The organism is Streptomyces typhae (genome assembly GCF_009755605.1).
Classification (GTDB): domain Bacteria; phylum Actinomycetota; class Actinomycetes; order Streptomycetales; family Streptomycetaceae; genus Streptomyces; species Streptomyces typhae.
Window position 1 is genome coordinate 193,845 of sequence record NZ_WPNZ01000015.1, and the last position, 16,446, is coordinate 210,290.

General features: G+C 72.8%; 13 protein-coding genes. 8 read left to right on the forward strand and 5 right to left on the reverse strand.

What is annotated here, in order from left to right; genetic code table 11:
- Nucleotides 1-67 precede the first annotated feature (67 nt).
- Complete coding sequence (locus GPA10_RS26510; RefSeq protein WP_157167717.1) at nt 68-1,273, forward strand: MFS transporter; 1,206 nt, start codon at nt 68-70, stop codon at nt 1,271-1,273.
- Nucleotides 1,274-1,346: 73 nt separating this feature from the next.
- On the opposite strand, the gene GPA10_RS26515 is transcribed toward GPA10_RS26510, so the two are convergent.
- Nucleotides 1,347-2,219, reverse strand: a complete 873-nt coding sequence (locus tag GPA10_RS26515) for an aldo/keto reductase (protein WP_157167672.1) — start codon at nt 2,217-2,219, stop codon at nt 1,347-1,349.
- A gap of 417 nt (nt 2,220-2,636) precedes the next feature.
- Here GPA10_RS26515 and GPA10_RS26520 point away from each other — a divergent pair, with 417 nt between their 5' ends.
- Nucleotides 2,637-3,296, forward strand: coding sequence for an NADPH-dependent F420 reductase (locus tag GPA10_RS26520; protein ID WP_157167673.1), 660 nt, complete (start codon nt 2,637-2,639; stop codon nt 3,294-3,296).
- A gap of 71 nt (nt 3,297-3,367) precedes the next feature.
- Here GPA10_RS26520 and GPA10_RS26525 read toward each other — a convergent pair whose 3' ends face one another.
- Nucleotides 3,368-3,811 carry a hypothetical protein gene (locus GPA10_RS26525; RefSeq protein WP_157167674.1) on the reverse strand — a complete coding sequence of 148 codons (444 nt, stop codon included), beginning with the start codon at nt 3,809-3,811 and terminating at the stop codon, nt 3,368-3,370.
- Between the two features lie 510 nt (nt 3,812-4,321).
- Between GPA10_RS26525 and GPA10_RS26530 the strand changes: the two genes are divergently transcribed.
- Both GPA10_RS26530 and GPA10_RS26535 read left to right on the forward strand, forming a co-directional pair.
- Nucleotides 4,322-6,049 (forward strand): ABC transporter ATP-binding protein, encoded by a 1,728-nt coding sequence (locus GPA10_RS26530; RefSeq protein WP_246259810.1) that lies wholly within the window; start codon nt 4,322-4,324, stop codon nt 6,047-6,049.
- 127 nt (nt 6,050-6,176) lie between these two features.
- Entirely contained in the window at nt 6,177-7,004 is an 828-nt protein-coding gene (locus GPA10_RS26535; RefSeq protein WP_157167675.1) for a maleylpyruvate isomerase family mycothiol-dependent enzyme, read from the forward strand.
- Between the two features lie 264 nt (nt 7,005-7,268).
- On the opposite strand, the gene GPA10_RS26540 is transcribed toward GPA10_RS26535, so the two are convergent.
- The 3 genes from GPA10_RS26540 to GPA10_RS26550 are packed head-to-tail and all read right to left on the reverse strand — an operon-like array spanning nt 7,269 to nt 10,508.
- Nucleotides 7,269-8,837 carry a helix-turn-helix domain-containing protein gene (locus GPA10_RS26540; RefSeq protein ID WP_343041348.1) on the reverse strand — a complete coding sequence of 523 codons (1,569 nt, stop codon included), beginning with the start codon at nt 8,835-8,837 and terminating at the stop codon, nt 7,269-7,271.
- Between the two features lie 34 nt (nt 8,838-8,871).
- Nucleotides 8,872-9,666 carry an SAM-dependent methyltransferase gene (locus GPA10_RS26545; protein WP_058847680.1) on the reverse strand — a complete coding sequence of 265 codons (795 nt, stop codon included), beginning with the start codon at nt 9,664-9,666 and terminating at the stop codon, nt 8,872-8,874.
- On the reverse strand, nt 9,663-10,508 hold the full coding sequence (locus GPA10_RS26550; RefSeq protein WP_343041349.1) for a helix-turn-helix domain-containing protein: 846 nt from the start codon (nt 10,506-10,508) through the stop codon (nt 9,663-9,665). The genes GPA10_RS26545 and GPA10_RS26550 overlap by 4 nt, the downstream gene beginning before the upstream one ends.
- A 144-nt stretch (nt 10,509-10,652) precedes the next feature.
- On the opposite strand from GPA10_RS26550, the gene GPA10_RS26555 reads away from it, so the two are divergent.
- From GPA10_RS26555 to GPA10_RS44110, 4 genes are all read left to right on the forward strand, one after another.
- Entirely contained in the window at nt 10,653-12,986 is a 2,334-nt protein-coding gene (locus GPA10_RS26555; RefSeq protein ID WP_343041350.1) for a helix-turn-helix domain-containing protein, read from the forward strand.
- A 167-nt stretch (nt 12,987-13,153) separates the two neighbouring features.
- Nucleotides 13,154-15,418: an ATP-binding cassette domain-containing protein gene (locus tag GPA10_RS26560; RefSeq protein WP_343041351.1), complete on the forward strand. Its 2,265-nt coding sequence runs from the start codon at nt 13,154-13,156 to the stop codon at nt 15,416-15,418.
- Between the two features lie 117 nt (nt 15,419-15,535).
- Nucleotides 15,536-16,180, forward strand: a complete 645-nt coding sequence (locus GPA10_RS26565; protein ID WP_157167676.1) for a maleylpyruvate isomerase family mycothiol-dependent enzyme — start codon at nt 15,536-15,538, stop codon at nt 16,178-16,180.
- 115 nt (nt 16,181-16,295) lie between these two features.
- Nucleotides 16,296-16,446 (forward strand): PHP domain-containing protein (locus GPA10_RS44110; protein WP_198351711.1); only part of this gene is annotated, 151 nt, incomplete at its 3' end.

The following is a 16,446-nucleotide window of genomic DNA, read 5'->3' on the forward strand; positions in this document are numbered from 1 at the left end:
GGCGAAGTCACCATCACAGTCACCATCACAGTCACAGTCACAGTCACAATCACAGTCACAGTCACAGCTGTCGTCGTCACAGCCGCCGTCACCGTCACCGTCACGGTCACAGCCTCCGTCGCCGTCCCCGTCGCCCTTACGAGGATGGCTCGCCGTCGGCTCGGTGACGGCTGGCCTCTTCGCCATCGTCACCGTGGAGATCCTGCCCATCGGCCTGCTCCCGTCGATCGGGCGGAGCTTCGACGTCACGGACGGCACGGCCGGTCTGACGATGACCATGCCGGGCTTCCTCGCGGCCCTGTCCGCGCCCCTGGTGACCACGGCCACCGGCCGGGTGGACCGGCGCATCATGCTGTGCGCCTTCATGGCCCTGCTGGCGGTGGCGAACGTCCTCGCCGCGACCGCGCCCGCCTACTGGCTCGTCCTCGTGTCCCGGGTCCTGGTGGGCGTCACCATCGGCGGGTTCTGGTCGATCGGGGCCGGGCTCGCGGTGCGCCTGGTGCCGCCGGATTCGGCAGCGCGGGCGACGGCGGTGATCTTCTCGGCGGTGCCCCTCGGGTCGGTGCTCGGGGTGCCCGCGGGCACGTTCCTCGGGGAGGCGGCGGGATGGCGGACGGCCTTCGCGGCCATGGGAGTCCTGTCGCTGTGCGTCTGGGGCGCCATGCTCGCGGTGGTTCCGCCGCTGCCCCCGGAACAGGCGCTGCGCGCGGCCGTGCTGCGACAGGCGCTGCGCGGTCCGGGCATCCGCGGGGCGCTCGGGATGACCTTTCTCGTCGTATGCGCGCACTTCGGGGCGTACACGTACGTGACGCCCTTCCTGGAGCAGGTGACGGAGGTGGGCCCGAACCTGGTCACCGTGTTCCTGCTGGCGTACGGGACGGCCGGGATCGCCGGGAACTTCGTCGGTGGCGCGGCGGTGGCGCGCAGGCCGCGGGCCGCGTTCGCGACGGCCGCGGGACTGATCGCCTGTGCCACGCTGCTGCTCCCCGTCCTCGGTGACCGGCCGGGCGGCGCGGTCGTGCTGCTCATGGTCTGGGGGATCGCCTACGGGGCGGTGCCGGTGTGCTCGCAGGCCTGGTTCGCGGCGGCGGTGCCGCGCGTTCCGGAGGCGGCTTCGGTGCTCTTCACCGCCTCGTTCCAGGCGACGTTCGCGCTCGGGGCGCTGGCGGGCGGCGCCGTGCTCGACCGGACCACCGCCTCGACGGTGATGGTGCTCGGCGGACTCACGGCGGCGCTCGCGGCCGTGGTGGGGGCGCGCCGCGGACCGGGCTGACCGCGCAGGCGCGCCGGTGCCCACCGTCGTGCGGTGGGCACCGGCGCCTTCGCTGTGCGGTCCCGGACCCGGTTCAGACGGCGTCGGCGAGCGCCTCGAACTGGGCGTCGTCCAGGGCGATGCCCGCGGCGGCCACGTTCTGCTCCAGGTGCGCGACCTTGGAGGTGCCGGGGATGGGCAGCATCACCGGTGAGCGGCGCAGCAGCCAGGCGAGGGCGAGCTGGGACGCGCTCGCGCCGTGGTCCTTGGCGGCGGCGTCGAGCGGGCCGCCGGGGCGGGCCAGCTCACCGGTGGCCATCGGGAACCACGGGATGAACGCGATGTTCTCCTGCTCGGCGTACGCGAGCACGTCCTCGGAGCCGCGGTTCACCAGGTTGTACTGGTTCTGCACGGAGACGATCTCGGCGTGCTCGCGGGCCTCCTTGAGCTGCTCCACCGTCACCTCGGAGACACCGATGTGCCGGATCTTGCCCTCCTTCTGGAGCAGCACGAGCTCGCCCAGCTGGTCGGCGAGCGGGACCTGCTCGTCGATGCGGTGCAGCTGGTACAGGTCGATGCGCTCCACGCCCAGGTGACGCAGGCTCAGCTCGGTCTGCTGGCGCAGGTACTCGGGGCGGCCCACCGCGCGCCAGTCGTCGGGGCCGGAGCGGGTCAGGCCGCCCTTGGTGGCGATGACCAGGTCGTCGGCGTAGGGCTTGAGGGCCTCCTGGATGAGGACCTCGTTGACGATCGGGCCGTAGGAGTCGGCGGTGTCGATGAAGTTCACGCCGAGCTCCACGGCACGGCGCAGCACCCGAACGGCCTCGTCCCGGTCCTTGGGTTCGCCCCACACACCCGGACCGGTGAGCTGCATGGCGCCGTAACCGAGACGCTTGACGGGCAGATCGCCGCCGAGGGCGAAGGTGCCCGAGGCGTCGGCGGGGCGCGAGGTGTTCGAGGTGCTCATGGGAGCGGTCCTTTCACGGCGTGCGTACAACAAGATGTGTGACGACTACGAACCTATGCGCAAGAACGCCCGAACGGCGGCTGTGGGCGCCCAGCGGCAGCCGTCGTGGCACGCGGGTCACGCCTGTTCACGCCCGTTCACGCCTATTCACGCCTATTCACGCCTGTTCACGCCTGTTCACGTCGGTTCTTCGCGTCACGTCGGACGGGACAGGAGCTCGGTCGCCGACGGCCGCCGCAGCCATCGGAATCCAATAGCAATCGAGTGACAGCCATGGAATATCCAATGGGTCGAAAGGGAATACCCGACTGCCGGAAATTCCCCGGAGCAGGCGGAAATAGGCCTGCCGGACGCGGGGTTGGAGGCACACATGCGGCAGCGGCACCAGGTCGCGGCGGCACCCCACCGGAGGACTCCATGAAGATCGGCATCATCGGCGCGGGCAACATCGGCGGCAACCTCACCCGGCGCCTGACGACACTCGGACACGACGTGTCCGTGGCCAACTCCAGAGGTCCGCACACGCTCACCGCCCTCGCCGAGGAGACCGGTGCCACGCCCGTGACCGTCGAGGAGGCCGCGCACGGCGCCGAGATCGTCGTGGTGACCATCCCGCTGAAGAACATCCCCGATCTGCCGTCCGGCCTGTTCGACGGGGCCGCCGAGGGCTTCGCGGTGATCGACACCGGCAACTACTACCCCAAGGAGCGCGACGGCAGGATCGACGCCATCGAGGCCGGTCTGCCGGAGAGCCGCTGGACGGAGCAGCACATCGACCACGCCGTCATCAAGGCGTTCAACGGCACGTACGCGCAGGACATCCTCGACAAGCCGCTGCCCAAGGGCGCCCCCGGGCGGATCGCGCTGCCCGTGGCCGGTGACGACGAGGCCGCCAAGAAGGTGGTCCGCGAGCTGATCGACGAGCTGGGCTTCGACACCGTCGACGCGGGAGGCATCGACGAGTCGTGGCGGCAGCAGCCCGACACCCCCGTGTACGGGCTGCGCGGCGGCGTCGCGGAGGTCACCCGGGCCCTCGCCGACGCGAGCCCGGAGCGCCCGGCGACGTTCCGTGCCTGAACGCCGACTCCGGGGGGAGGGGCAGACGGCCCGAAGGCCGATGTCCGTCCACGCGGCCCCGGCGGCGGCGGTCAGGAACCGAGGCCGCCCCGTCCCAGGTGGAGCCGGGTGCCGCAGTCGTCGCTCAGCCAGATGCGGGCGCCGTCGGTGTGCATGCCCTCCAGCCTCGGGTTGGAGAACTGATGCCGCACGGCTCCCCGCGGGTTGACCGCTACGCACACCTGCTCCAGGCACCAGCCCGGGTCACCGCCCTCGTCGCGCAGGCGGATGTAGGCGGGGTAGCGGTCGAGGTCGGCGGTGTCGAGCTGGGGCCTGCGCGGGTCGTTGTGGTCCGCGTTGGCGACGTTGCCGCCCTCGCCGAGGACGAACTGGTTGTCACCGTTGCGGGCGATCCTGTCGGTGTTCGCCAGCAGGAACTCGCGTCCGGCGAGGCCCAGGTAGATCCGCCCCTGCGTGGCTGCCCCGGCCACGTCGGCGGTGACGAGGGCGATGGTGATCTGGGTGATGTCGGTCATGGTGCGCTTTCTCCCTGAGACGAATCGTCGGGACGGTCGGACGCCTTGCGGCGGGGATGCGGAGGACGCGTCGGGCTACGCGCGTAACTTCCGACAGGACCGTCATCCCCGACGCCGTACGGGATAACCGAGCGGAGATCACAAGCTCAGGGGCGCTCTGGGTAACTCGCGGAGCCTAAGCAGGTAATAGGACTGCGCGGGTGCGGCTCGTGCGCGCTCGGGTGGAACGCGCCGTGCAGGGCCCGTGCACGGGCCCTGCACCGGCCCTGCACGGACGCACTCAGGCGGAGCGCGCCCTGACGCGTCCTGTCGTGTGTGACCCACTCAGAACCCGTGTTCGACGAGCATCCGCAGACGGAGAAGGACCCCGAGAAGGACCCGGAGAAGGACCTGGAGGGGTCTCCCGAGAGGGACCCCGAGGAGGACCTGGAGGAGGACCCCGAGAGGGACCCCGAGAAGGACCTCGCGGCGGCCGGGCCGCCGCTCTCCGCCCGGGAGACCTGGGCCGTCCTGTACCGCCACTTCCGGCCGCACCGCGGCGTGGTGGCTCTCGGCGCCCTGTTCACCCTGATCGGCGCGGCCACCGGTCTCGCCCAGCCGGTCGCCGTCGAGGCGCTGGTGAACCGGCTCTCCGACGACGAGTCGGTCACCTCGATCCTCGTCTTCCTGACCTGCCTGCTGGTGATCGGCACGGCGGTCGAGTCCGTCGGCAGCTACATCCTCGAACGCACCGCGCAGTCCGTCGTGCTCGACTCGCGGCGCTCCCTCATCGGGCGCCTGCTGCGGCTGAAGGTCACCGAGATCGAGCGCGTACAGCCGGGCGACCTGATGTCCCGCGTCACCTCCGACACGACCCTGCTCCAGGCCGTCACCACACAGGCCGTGGTGTCCGCGTTCTCCGGCGGCCTCACCGTCGTCGCCACCATCGTGATGATGGCCTTCATGGACCCGGTACTGCTCGGCGTCACCCTGGGGGTGATCGTGCTCATCGGTGCCGCCACCGCACTCGTCATGCCGAAGATCTCCAAGGCCACCCGGCAGGCGCAGGAGGCCGTCGGCTCGATCTCGACGGCCCTTGAGCGGGCCTTCGGCGCGTTCCGCACCCTGAAGGCGTCCGGTGCCGAGGAGCGCGAGGTGGTGAAGGTCGAGGAAGCGGCCAGGGAGGCGTGGCGGCACGGCGTGCGGTCCGCCAAGTGGCAGGCCGTGGCGTGGAGTTCGATGGGCTTCGCCATCCAGGTGTCGTTCCTCGCGGTGCTCGGCGTGGGCGGGGCGCGGGTCGCCTCCGAGGCGATCTCGGTCGCGACGCTCGTGGCGTTCCTGATGCTGCTCTTCTATCTGATCGACCCGGTGACCCGTCTCGTCGACGCCGTCACGCAGTACCAGGTCGGCTCGGCCGCGGTGGCGCGCATCGTGCAGGCGGAGCGCATGGAGACGGAGGAACTCGCCCCGTCGGCGGAACGGGTCCCGTCGTCCCGGCGGCCCGCGCCCGGCGGCACCCGACCCGCCTCCGTCACCTTCGAGGACGTCACCTTCCGCTACCGTGCCGACCTCCCGTACGTCCACCACGGCGTGAGCTTCACCGTCCCCGGCCCCGGCATGACCGCCTTCGTCGGCCCCTCGGGCGCGGGCAAGACCACGGTCTTCGGGCTCGTGGAACGCTTCTACGAAGCCACGGGCGGGCGCGTCCTCGTGGACGGCGAGGACGTCCTTGCCTGGCCGCTCGCCGACCTGCGCGCCGCCATCGGGTACGTCGAGCAGGACGCCCCCGTCCTCGCGGGCACCCTGCGCGAGAACCTGCTGTTCGCCGCGCCCGACGCCACCGGCGCCGATATCCGCGACGTCCTCGCGCGCGCCCGGCTCGACACGCTCGTGGACAAGCTGCCCGACGGCCTGGACACCGTGGTGGGCCACCGCGGCTCCAAGCTCTCCGGCGGTGAGCGCCAGCGCGTGGCGATCGCCCGCGCGCTGCTGCGCAGGCCCCGGCTGCTGCTGCTCGACGAGGCGACGTCCCAGCTGGACGCCGTCAACGAGCTCGCGCTGCGCGACGTCGTCGCCGAGGTGGCCCAGCAGGTGACGGTCCTCGTCGTCGCGCACCGCCTGTCGACGGTCACGCTCGCCGACCGGATCGTCGTCATGGACGCGGGCCGGGTCCGCGCGGTGGGTACGCACGATGAGCTGGTGGTGGCGGATCCGCTGTACGGGGAGCTGGCCGCGACGCAGTTCCTGGCGTCGTCGTGAGCCGTGCGCGGCGCCCGGACGAGGCCCGCCGCGCCGGTTGGGTGCGGCGCACCGGTTGGGTGCGGCGCGCCGGGTGGCGGGAAGAACTCCATCGAGGCGGCAGCGGGGCGTCCCCTAGGGTGACGCCATGACCTTCATGCCCCTGGATCGGTACGCCGCCCAAATCATCGCCCAGACAGGCAAGTTGACGGATCAGATCAGGGGCGCCGACCTCGCCGTGCCGGTGCCGACCTGCCCCGGCTGGAGCCTCGGTGACCTGTTGCGGCACGTGGGCGGGGCGCACCGCTGGGCCGAGGAGGTCGTGCGCACCAGGGCGACGGGACCGGTGTCGGACGACCAGGTGAACGACGTGTCGGGCGACGACCGCGCGGACACCGCCGCCCTCGCGGACTGGCTCGGCGAGGGCGCGGCCCTGCTCGCGGGCTCCCTCCTGGAGGCGGGCCCCGGCGCCCGGGTCTGGACGGTGGCACCCGACGGCACCCCCGTCTTCTGGGCGCGCCGCATGATGCACGAGTCCGCCCTGCACCGCGCCGACGCGGCCGTGGCCGTCGGCGGCACGTACACCCTGGAGCGGGAGGTGGCCGTCGACGGCCTGCACGAGTGGCGGGGCTTCACCGCACTGCCGCAGGCCTACCCGTCGCCGGAGGCGGTGCGGGCGCTCCTGGGCCCCGGCCGCACGATCCGCGTGGAGGTGAGCGACGGGGGCCCCGACGCGGGCGCCTCGTGGCTGGTCGACCTCACCGGCGACGCCCCCGTCGCCCGGGACGCCGACGGCCCGGACCGGGCGGCGGAGCCCGCCGCCGTGACCGTACGCGGCTCGGCCGCCGCGCTGCTGCTGCTCATGTACGAGCGACAGGACGTCCTCGACGGTCACGGGGCCGTGGAGTACACCGGGGACCGCGAGCTGTTCGCCCAGTGGCGGCAGGCGGTGACGCACTGGCTCCGCAAGTCCTGAGGCGCCGGACGACGCTCGCCGGGCGCGGCGGCTTCGGCTTCTCCCGGGCCTGGGGGCCTTGGTCTTCGCTGGGCCTGGCGGCTTCGGTTTTCGCCGGCGCGGCGGCTTTGGCTCTCGCCGGGGCTCGCGGGTTCACCTCTCGCCGGACCCGGCGGGTTTGGCTTCCCCCGGGCCCGGGGGCCCTGGTCTTCGCCGGCCCCGAGGGCTCTGGTCTTCGCCGGGCCTGGCCGCTTCAACCCTCGCCGGGCCCCGCGCCCTGAGCCCTCAGCCCCCGCCGAGCCCGGCCCCCTCGGCCCCGCTCCTCCCCGCCGCCCGGTACGTCCTGCCGCCGCGGCGCGGCAGCGCGGCCGGGACGTCGTCGGGGGTGGCGATCGTCTCGACGGCCAGGTGCAGTTCCGCCCTGGTCGTCGCCGACGACAGCTCCAGGTCGAGGGCCTTGCCGCACTCGGTGAGCCAGGCGGTGAGGGTGCTGCGGTGCAGGCCGAGTTCGGCGGCGGCGGGGGCGGTCCTGCCGCGCCGGCGCAGCCAGCAGCGCAGCGCGATCCGCAGCCGGGTGTCCAGCGGCGCGAGGAGCGTGGCCGCCCAGCGCCGCGCGTCCTCGGCGTGGATCAGCTCGGCGGGCAGCGGGAGTTCGGGGCGGAGCCGGGCCGTCGCCGCCGCGGGCCGGGGAGCGGCGGGCGCGCGCAGGGCGAGCAGGAGCTGCGCCTGGACCGTGGGATGGTCGAGGTCGGCCGCCAGGAGGGCGGCGGTACCGCGCAGCCGGGCCCGGACCGTGCCCTCGGACACGTCGAGGGCGGGCGCCGCGGTCTGCACCGACCCCGACCGCAGCCAGGCCTCCAGGGTCCGGCGTCGGTCCCGGTCCAGGGGCCGCAGCACCGTCGCCGCCCAGGCGCGCAGCCGCTCCGCGGGCACGACACGGAGCAGCCCGTGGGCGCCGAGCCCGCCCGCGGCGGACAGACAGCCGACGGTGGCGCCGGTGCCCGCGGCCCCCGCCTCCGCCCACGCGGTGGCGAACATGTCGAGGGGCGCGGGATCGGCCGCACCCCCGGAGAGCTGATGCCGGTCGGCGATGCGGGCGACGAGGGAGCGCACCGCGGTCTGGTCGCCATGGGCGGCGCCGTGCAGCGCGACGACCACCAGTTCCGTGCCGTCCAGGCAGACCAGCATGCGGGTGCCACCGAGCGTGGTGCCCGGCTGCGCCGCCCGCCAGAGGGTCTGGTGGGCGGCGTGCACGGCCCGCCCGGTGAGCCGGTGGACCGTGGCGTGCGTGGCGGCGGCGCCCAGGACGTCGGCGGCCAGCTCGGGCCTGCCCTCCTTGAGCAGCCGCAGGACGGCGGTGTGCAGCCGTTGCTCGGCGCCGCGCACGTCGTCCGCGCGCCGGGCCCGTACCCGCAGCAGATCCGCGGTGGCCTGGGCGATCAGGGCGGCCGGTGCGACGGGCGCCCGGCCGGGACCGATGACGAGGACGGTGCCGTCGCTGTCGGCCACCTGATGGACGGTGAGGTGCGCGGCGGCCCCGGGGTGCGCCGCGGCACGCTCGGCCTCGCCGCCGGCGCTGCGCGGAGTGCTGTGGACCGCGCCGGCCACCGGGTCCACGAGGGCCGCCCAGCCGTCGGCGAGAGTGGCCGCCTCGGCGACGAGGGAGGCACCGGAGTGGGCCGCGGACCGCGTCAGGCGCCGCACCCACGGGCACGTCACCTCCTGCGCGGCGGCGCCCGGCACGGGCGCGGGCCCCGTCGCCCGGACGGGAACCGGCGTCTCCCAGGGCGCGGCCGTCCCCCAGGGCTCCGCCGGGCGGCCCGTGCCGCCGCCCGCCGCGCCGCCGCCTGTCACACCGCCTCCCGTCACGTCACTGCCCGCCGCGCCGTCACGAGATCCGCGCGACGCCGCCCCATCCCGCCCGCTCCGTGACCCGGCCGGTGGTCGCGTCGGGCCGCCAGTCGGGCCAGCACACATATCCGGGGTCGACGAGTTCCAGGCCGTCGAAGAACGCGACGGTCTGCTCGGGCTCACGGAAGATGTAGGGAATGGCGCCGGAGCTGTTGTACTCCTCCTGGACCTCGCGGTGCTTGTCGTCGGCCGCGGTGGAGTGGCTCAGGGACAGATAGCTGCCGGCGGGCAGCCGGTCCACGATCCGGCGGACCAGGGACAGGGCCTCGTCCCAGTCCACGATGTGGCCGAGGACGTCATTGATCACCAGCGCGACGGGCCGGCTCATGTCCAGGGTCTTGGCGGCGCCCGCCAGGACGGCCTCCGTGTCCCGCATGTCCGCGAGCACGTAGTCCATCGCGCCCTCGGGCGTGCTCTTGCGCATCGCGTGCACGTGCAGCAGGACGAGCGGGTCGTGGTCGACGTACACCACCCTGCACTCGGGGGCGATGCGCTGGGCCACCTCGTGGGTGTTGTTGGCCGTGGGGAGCCCGGCGCCCACGTCGAGGAACTGACGTATCCCGGCCTCCCGCGCCAGCCAGGTGACGCTGCGCACCAGGAAGCCCCGTGACTCCTGGGCCATCGGCTCGATCAGCGGATACTTGTCGCGGTAGGCGTCACCCGCTGCCTGGTCCGCGGGGAACCAGTCCTTGCCGCCCAGCCAGTAGTTCCACACCCGTGCGCTGTGGGCGACGGAGGTGTCTATCTGCTGGGGGTCCGTCGGCTCGGTCATGCCAAGACCTCTCTCGACTTGTCGGGATGGGAAGCGGTGGCGCAGGAGTAGTCAAGGAGGAGTCGGTAGTCGGTCACGGTCGCGCACGCGTCCCACACGTCGGCGGCCCCCGCGGGGCCGCACTCGCGGACCACGCGGTCGGGTATCTCCGGTGCCTCGACCCGGTACACGGTGAGCGCGGGGGTGCCGGTCAGGGCGTGCGGCGGTCCGTCGAGAGGATGGATCTGCAGGGTCACGTCGGGGCCGTCGACGGCCGCGCGCAACGCCGCCACCTGCTCCGCCATGACCTCCGCAGCTCCCACGCGGGTGTGCAGGGCCACGGCCGACATCACCGCCCAGATCCTGGTCTGCTGCGTGCGCAACCGCTCTTGACGAGCCATCAGGAAATCCGTACGGGCGTCCTTGACGGCGGCGGGCAGGTCCGGCCGCAGGACGTCGTCGACGGCGCGCGCGTAGGCCCGGGTGCGCAACAGGGCCGGGACCAGGGCCGGTTCCCAGGAGCGGATCATGCTGGCGGCCGATTCCACACTCATCAGGTCGAGCTGCCAGGGGTCCATGACGGAGCGCCAGGGGTGCCACCAGCCGGGCAGGTTGGCGGTCGCCAGCTTGCCGAGGAACTCCTCCGTCTCGGCGGCCGGCGACCCGTACGCCCGCAGCAGCACCCGGACCTGGCCCTCGTCCAGGGAGGTCTGGGCCTGCTCGATCCGGCGCACGGTGACGGGGTGGGCGCCGAGGCCGTCCGCGGCCTGTTTGCGGGACAGCCCCGCCGCCTCGCGCAGGATTCTGAGCCGGGTGGCCAGAACGAGATGCGCGAGCGTCGGGCCTGACCGTTCGCGGGCCACGCGCCCTCCTTCCGGCACTCACCTCAACTTGCGGATAGTGCATACCTTGTCGCTTGCATTCTCTGTACGCAACCCGTTGAGTATGTCCATGGCGGCGATCGACGGGAAACCGGACCAACGCCGCGGCCTTAAGGGGGAGATGACGTGCTGACGCTGGGCACGCTGGTCGGCCGGGCCGAGTTGGAGCTGGCCTTCGCCGGAGGTGTCGACGCTGCCCGGTACGAGGCGGTGGGGGTGGCCGCCCTGACGACCCTGACCCTGCATCAGCTCCTGGAGGGCGAGCCGCAGCGGCGCCTGGAGTCCGGCTCGCTGGTCCTGGTCACCGGCATGGAGTCACGGCTCCGCGGGCGGGCGGAAGTCGCCCTGGAGACGCTCATGGAGCAGCTCGCCCTGGACCGATGTGCGGGTCTCGTCGTGCACGCGACGCCGGACGCGCCGCGGTCGTTGTCCCCGGCCCGTGCCGCCCACGACCTGTCCCGCGCCGTCGTCGACCTGTCCCACACGCTCGCTGTTCCGCTCCTGACCACCTCCGCGCCGCCGCCGCTGTGGGCCAGGACGCGGCACCTCCTCAAGGACAGCCGGCTCGCCGGTGCCGAGCGCCACGTCACACACCTGACCACGCTGGTCCAGCAGGTGCCGACCGAGCTCGCCGACCCGCAGGCGATGCAGCGCATCGCGGACTGGCTGGCCAGGACCCTGCACGTACAGGTCCTCGTCAGCGATCCGCAGCGCGTCCTCGCGGCCTCGCCGGCCACCGCGGCCGAGACCCTCGCGCCGGCGATCATCCACCGGTCGATGACCGAGTCCGCGTCCCATCCGAGCCCGCAGGGCCCGGATTCCGCCACGGGCACGGCGGCGGACTGGGCGAACCCTGAGCACCGGGGGAGCCACGGGCACCCGGCGAACCCAGCGCACCCGGCAGGCCCCGAGGACCTCGCGAATCCCGCGTACCCGACAGACCCCGAGCACCTCGCGAACCCCGCGCACCCAACAGACCCCGAGTATCCGGCGAACCCTGCGCACCCGGTCCCTGCGCACCCGGTGAATCCCGCGTACCGCACGAACCCCGAGCACCGCACGAACCCCGCGTACCGAACGAGCCCCGAGCCCCGGACGCATCTCGCGACTCCGCACCGCCCGGCCACCGACTCCCTCGCCCCGGCGCACGCCCACCGGTCCGCCTACGCACCGCCGCACTACGGCGCCGCGCCCCCGCGGCCCTCCGGCCCGCACACCCGGCTCATCACCCTCACCCCGGCCCGCGGCGCCGACACGGTCCTGGCCGTCGCGCGCAGCTCCGCCCCCTTCGACGACACCGAGCTGCGCCTCCTCGGCCATGCCGCGAGGCTCCTCGGGCTGCTCGACCAGGCGCGGCGCGAGTACCGCGCGGCGGCCGACGCCTCCCGTGCCGCCCGCAGGGCCGCGATGGAACTCCTCCTGGACGGCGAGGTGGACAAGGCGCGCCGCGTCATGGCGCCGCAGGCCCCCGGCCTTCTGGAGGCTGACACGGCCCGGGTCTTCGTGGTCGACGTGCCGCGCACCCACCGGGACACCGCGGTGCGCCGCTGCGAGGCCGTCACCGCGGGCCGGGCCCTGGTGATCGCGGACCCGCGCACGGACCGCCGGATCGTGGTGGTCCAGCCGGTCCGCCCCGGCAGGGCCGCGGACGGCGTGGGCGCCGAGCTGACCCGCCTGATCGCGGCCCTGGGCATAGGCTCCGTGGGCGGCAGCGGCGTCTACTCGATGTCCTTGCTCGCCGAGGCGCTGCGGGAGGCGACCGCCGCCCAGGGTTTCGCGTTGCAGCAGCCCGGTTCCGTCGCCCTCTCGGCCCACCACACCGACCTCATCAGCCTGCTCCCGGCGCGCGAAGCGCAGCTCTGGGCGCGGCAGTTGCTGGCCCCGCTGATGCGCAACGACGCCCAGTGGGAGCAGATGCGCGACACGCTGCTCACGGCCCTCGCCCACCCCTACACCGTCGCGGCACGGCGGCTGAGCCTGCACCGCAACACCGTCACGCGCCGCGTGGCCCGCGCGGCGGACGCCCTGTGCGTGGACTTCACGTCCGTCTCCGACCGCATCGCCGTCGGCCTGGCCCTCGAACTGGTCACGCACCGGGAGCAGCCCGGCGGCTCCGCGGCCCCCGGTGAAGCACCGCCGAGTCTCCGCTCGCTGCTGTTCTCGCCCCAGGTGACGGCGTGGGCGGACACGCTGCTGCTCTCCGCGCGCGGCGACCGCAGGGACCTGCTCACCACCGCCACGGTCTGGCTCACCCACGACGCGCACATCGAACCGACCGCGCGGACCCTCGGCCTGTCCGAAGCCACCGTGCGGTCCCATCTGCGCGCCCTCGAACAGCATCTCGCCCGGGACCTCGGCTCCCTCGGCGGCCTGCGCGACCTTCAGTTCTCCCTGCACGTGGTGACCGGGCAGGTCGAGGTGGGGGAGCACTGCGGCGCGCTGTGCCCGGCGGCGAACTGAGCCCGCGAGCGGCCCACCGGACGACGGCCCGGCGCACGGGAATCCGCCACACCCCGCACTGAGTACGCTGTACGCTGTGCTCTTACTGGGTACGCCGTACGCGGATCACTCCGCGGGCCGGCGCGCCGTACGCAGGGCCATGCGAGCGAGCCATCCGAGGAGCACCCGTGAACGTCACCCCCGCCGACAGCCACACCGTGATCCAGGTCCGTGGAGCGCGGGCGAACAACCTCAAGAACGTCTCGCTCGACCTCCCCAAGCGGCGGTTGACCGTGTTCACCGGCGTCTCCGGCTCCGGCAAGTCCTCGCTGGTGTTCGCCACCATCGCCGCGGAGTCGCAGCGCCTGATCAACGAGACGTACACCGCCTTCGTCCAGTCGTATCTGCCGAGCGTCGGCCGGCCCGACGTCGACGAGCTGCGCAACCTCAGTGCCGCGATCGTCGTCGACCAGGAGCGGATGGGCGCCAACTCCCGCTCCACAGTGGGCACGGCCACCGACGCGTACACGATGCTGCGCATCATCTTCAGCCGCCTCGGCGAGCCGCACATCGGCACGTCGGGCGCCTTCAGCTTCAACGTGCCGGAGGGCATGTGCCCGCAGTGCGAGGGCACCGGCGAGATCTCCACCGTCGACGTCGACCAGCTCCTGGACCGGGAGCGGTCCCTCAACGAAGGCGCCCTCACCCTGCCCTACCACGCGGTGGACTCCTGGGGCTGGCAGGTCGTCGCCCACTCCGGTTTCCTCGACGCCGACAAGAAGCTGACGGACTACACCGCACAGGAGTGGGCGGACCTGCTGCACAAGGACCCCGTCAAGGTGAAGGTCGGCTCCAACGGCTTCACGTACGAGGGCCTGATCAGCAAGATGCAGCGCACCTGGCTCGCCAAGGACCGCGACGCGCTGCAGCCGCACATCAGGGCCTTCGTCGAGCGGGCCGTGGTCTTCGCCCGGTGTCCGCTGTGCGAGGGCACCCGGCTCAACCGGGCCGCCCTCTCCTCGAAGATCGACGGCGTGACCATAGCCGAGTGCTCCGCCATGCAGATCGACGACCTCGCCGACTTCGTCCGCTCCATCGAGGACACCGGCACGGCCCCGCTGCTCGCCAACCTCCTGGACCTGCTCGACTCGCTGACCGAGATCGGCCTCGGCTACCTCAGCCTCGACCGGCCCTCCGGCATGCTGTCCGGCGGCGAGGCGCAGCGCGTGAAGATGGTGCGCCACCTCGGCTCCAGCATCACCGACGTCACGTACGTCTTCGACGAGCCCACGGTCGGACTGCACCCCCACGACATCCAGCGCATGAACGACCTGCTGCTGCGCCTGCGCGACAAGGGCAACACGGTGCTCGTCGTCGAGCACAAGCCGGAGGTCGTCGCGATCGCCGACCACGTGGTGGACATCGGCCCCGGCGCGGGCGCCGCGGGCGGCGAGGTCTGCTACACCGGCGACGTGCCGGGGCTGCGCGCCTCCGGCACCCTCACCGGCCGCCACCTGGGCCACCGTGCCCGGCTCCGCGAGCGGCCGCGCACCCCGAAGGGGCAGGTGGCCATCAAGGGCGCGGGACTGCACAACCTGAAGGACGTCTCCGTGGACGTGCCGCTCGGCGTCCTCACGGTCGTCACCGGCGTCGCGGGGTCCGGCAAGAGCTCACTGATCCACGGCCATCTGGCCGGGCGGGACGGCGTCGTCGTCGCCGACCAGTCCCCGATCCGCGGTTCACGCCGCTCGAACCCGGCGACGTACACGGGCCTGCTCGGTCCGGTCCGTGACGCCTTCGCCAAGGCCAACGGCGTCAAGGCGGCCCTGTTCAGCGCCAACTCGGAGGGTGCCTGCCAGAAGTGCAACGGCCTCGGCCTGATCTACACGGACCTCGCGATGATGCAGGGCGTCGCCACCGTGTGCGAGCGGTGCGACGGCAGGCGCTTCACGCCGGAGGTCCTCACCTACCGGCTGCGCGGCAAGGACATCAGCGAGGTCCTCGCCATGTCGATCGCCGAGGCGTACGCGTTCTTCCCCACGGGACGGCCGCACGCCGTCCTCGGCCGTCTCCACGACGTCGGCCTCGGCTATCTGCGCCTCGGCCAGCCCCTGAACACCCTCTCCGGCGGTGAGCGCCAGCGCCTCAAGCTCGCCATCCACATGGCCGAGAAGTCCTCCACGTACGTCCTCGACGAGCCGACCACCGGCCTGCACCTCGCCGACGTCGACAAACTCCTCGCGCTCCTCGACCGCCTCGTCGACGACGGCAACTCCGTCGTCGTCATCGAGCACCACCAGGCCGTCATGGCCCACGCCGACTGGATCATCGACCTGGGCCCCGGCGGCGGCCACGACGGCGGCGAGGTCGTCTTCACGGGGACGCCGAAGGAGCTGATCGAGAGCGCCGACACGCTGACGGCACGCCATCTGCGCCAGTACGTCGGCTCCTGACGGAAGTGTGTCCCAGGTCACGCATACGCCTTCCTTGTCCCTCGCTCACTTTTCGGCGGTCGGCTGGTCATACCTGCACAACGGCCGGGCCGGCCGTCGAGGTGAGGAGACGGGGACATGGGCGTGGACGTGGACAAGGAAAAGGTCCTCGGGTGGGTGCGGGAGGAGCGGCTGAGCGTCGCCGCTCTGCTGGAGCGGCTCGACGACGCCGACTGGGAGGCGCCGTCGCTGTGCCGAGGGTGGACGGTGCGGGACGTCGCCGCCCATCTGACGCTGTCGACGCGGACGACGTGGCCGACGATGCTCAAGGGGGTGATCCGGGCCCGCGGCGACTGGGAGCGCATGGAGGCCGAGGCGGCCGTGCGGCGCGCCGCCGCCTTCTCGCCCGCGGAGCTGATCGCACAGATCCGGGAGACGGCGGGGTCGCCCAAGCGGGCACCCATGGCGTCGCCCCTGGACCCGCTGGTGGACTTCCTGGTCCACGGACAGGACATCGCCCGCCCGCTCGGACTGACCCGCGGCATGCCCCCGGAGCAGACCGCGGCGGCCCTCGGGCGCGTGGTGTCCAGCCCCTTCTACGGCGCCCGCAAGCGCCTGCGCGGCGTTCGCCTCGTCGCCACCGACCTGGACTGGTCCACGGGGGACGGCCCGCAGGAGGCCCAGGGCCCGGCGGCCGACCTCCTGCTGCTCGCCACCGGACGCCCGGCGGGCCTGACGGGAGTGACGGGCCCGGGAGCCGAACGCATCGCGGCAGCGCTCTAGCCCCTGCGTACAACCAACCCTTGTGCGGAGACCGCTGAAGTTTGTTTGATCCGGGCGATTGCGCCCGGCTTTGATGGCGACTCTGACAACGGGCCGTTGTGATCAGCCGGGAGTAATGGTGAGCCGTCCTTTCACGCATCTGCACGTCCACACCCAGTACTCGCTCCTGGACGGTGCCGCGCGGCTGAAGGACATGTTCAAGGCGTGCAATGAGATGGGCATGACGCATATCGCGATGTCCGATCACGGCAATCTGCACGGGGCGT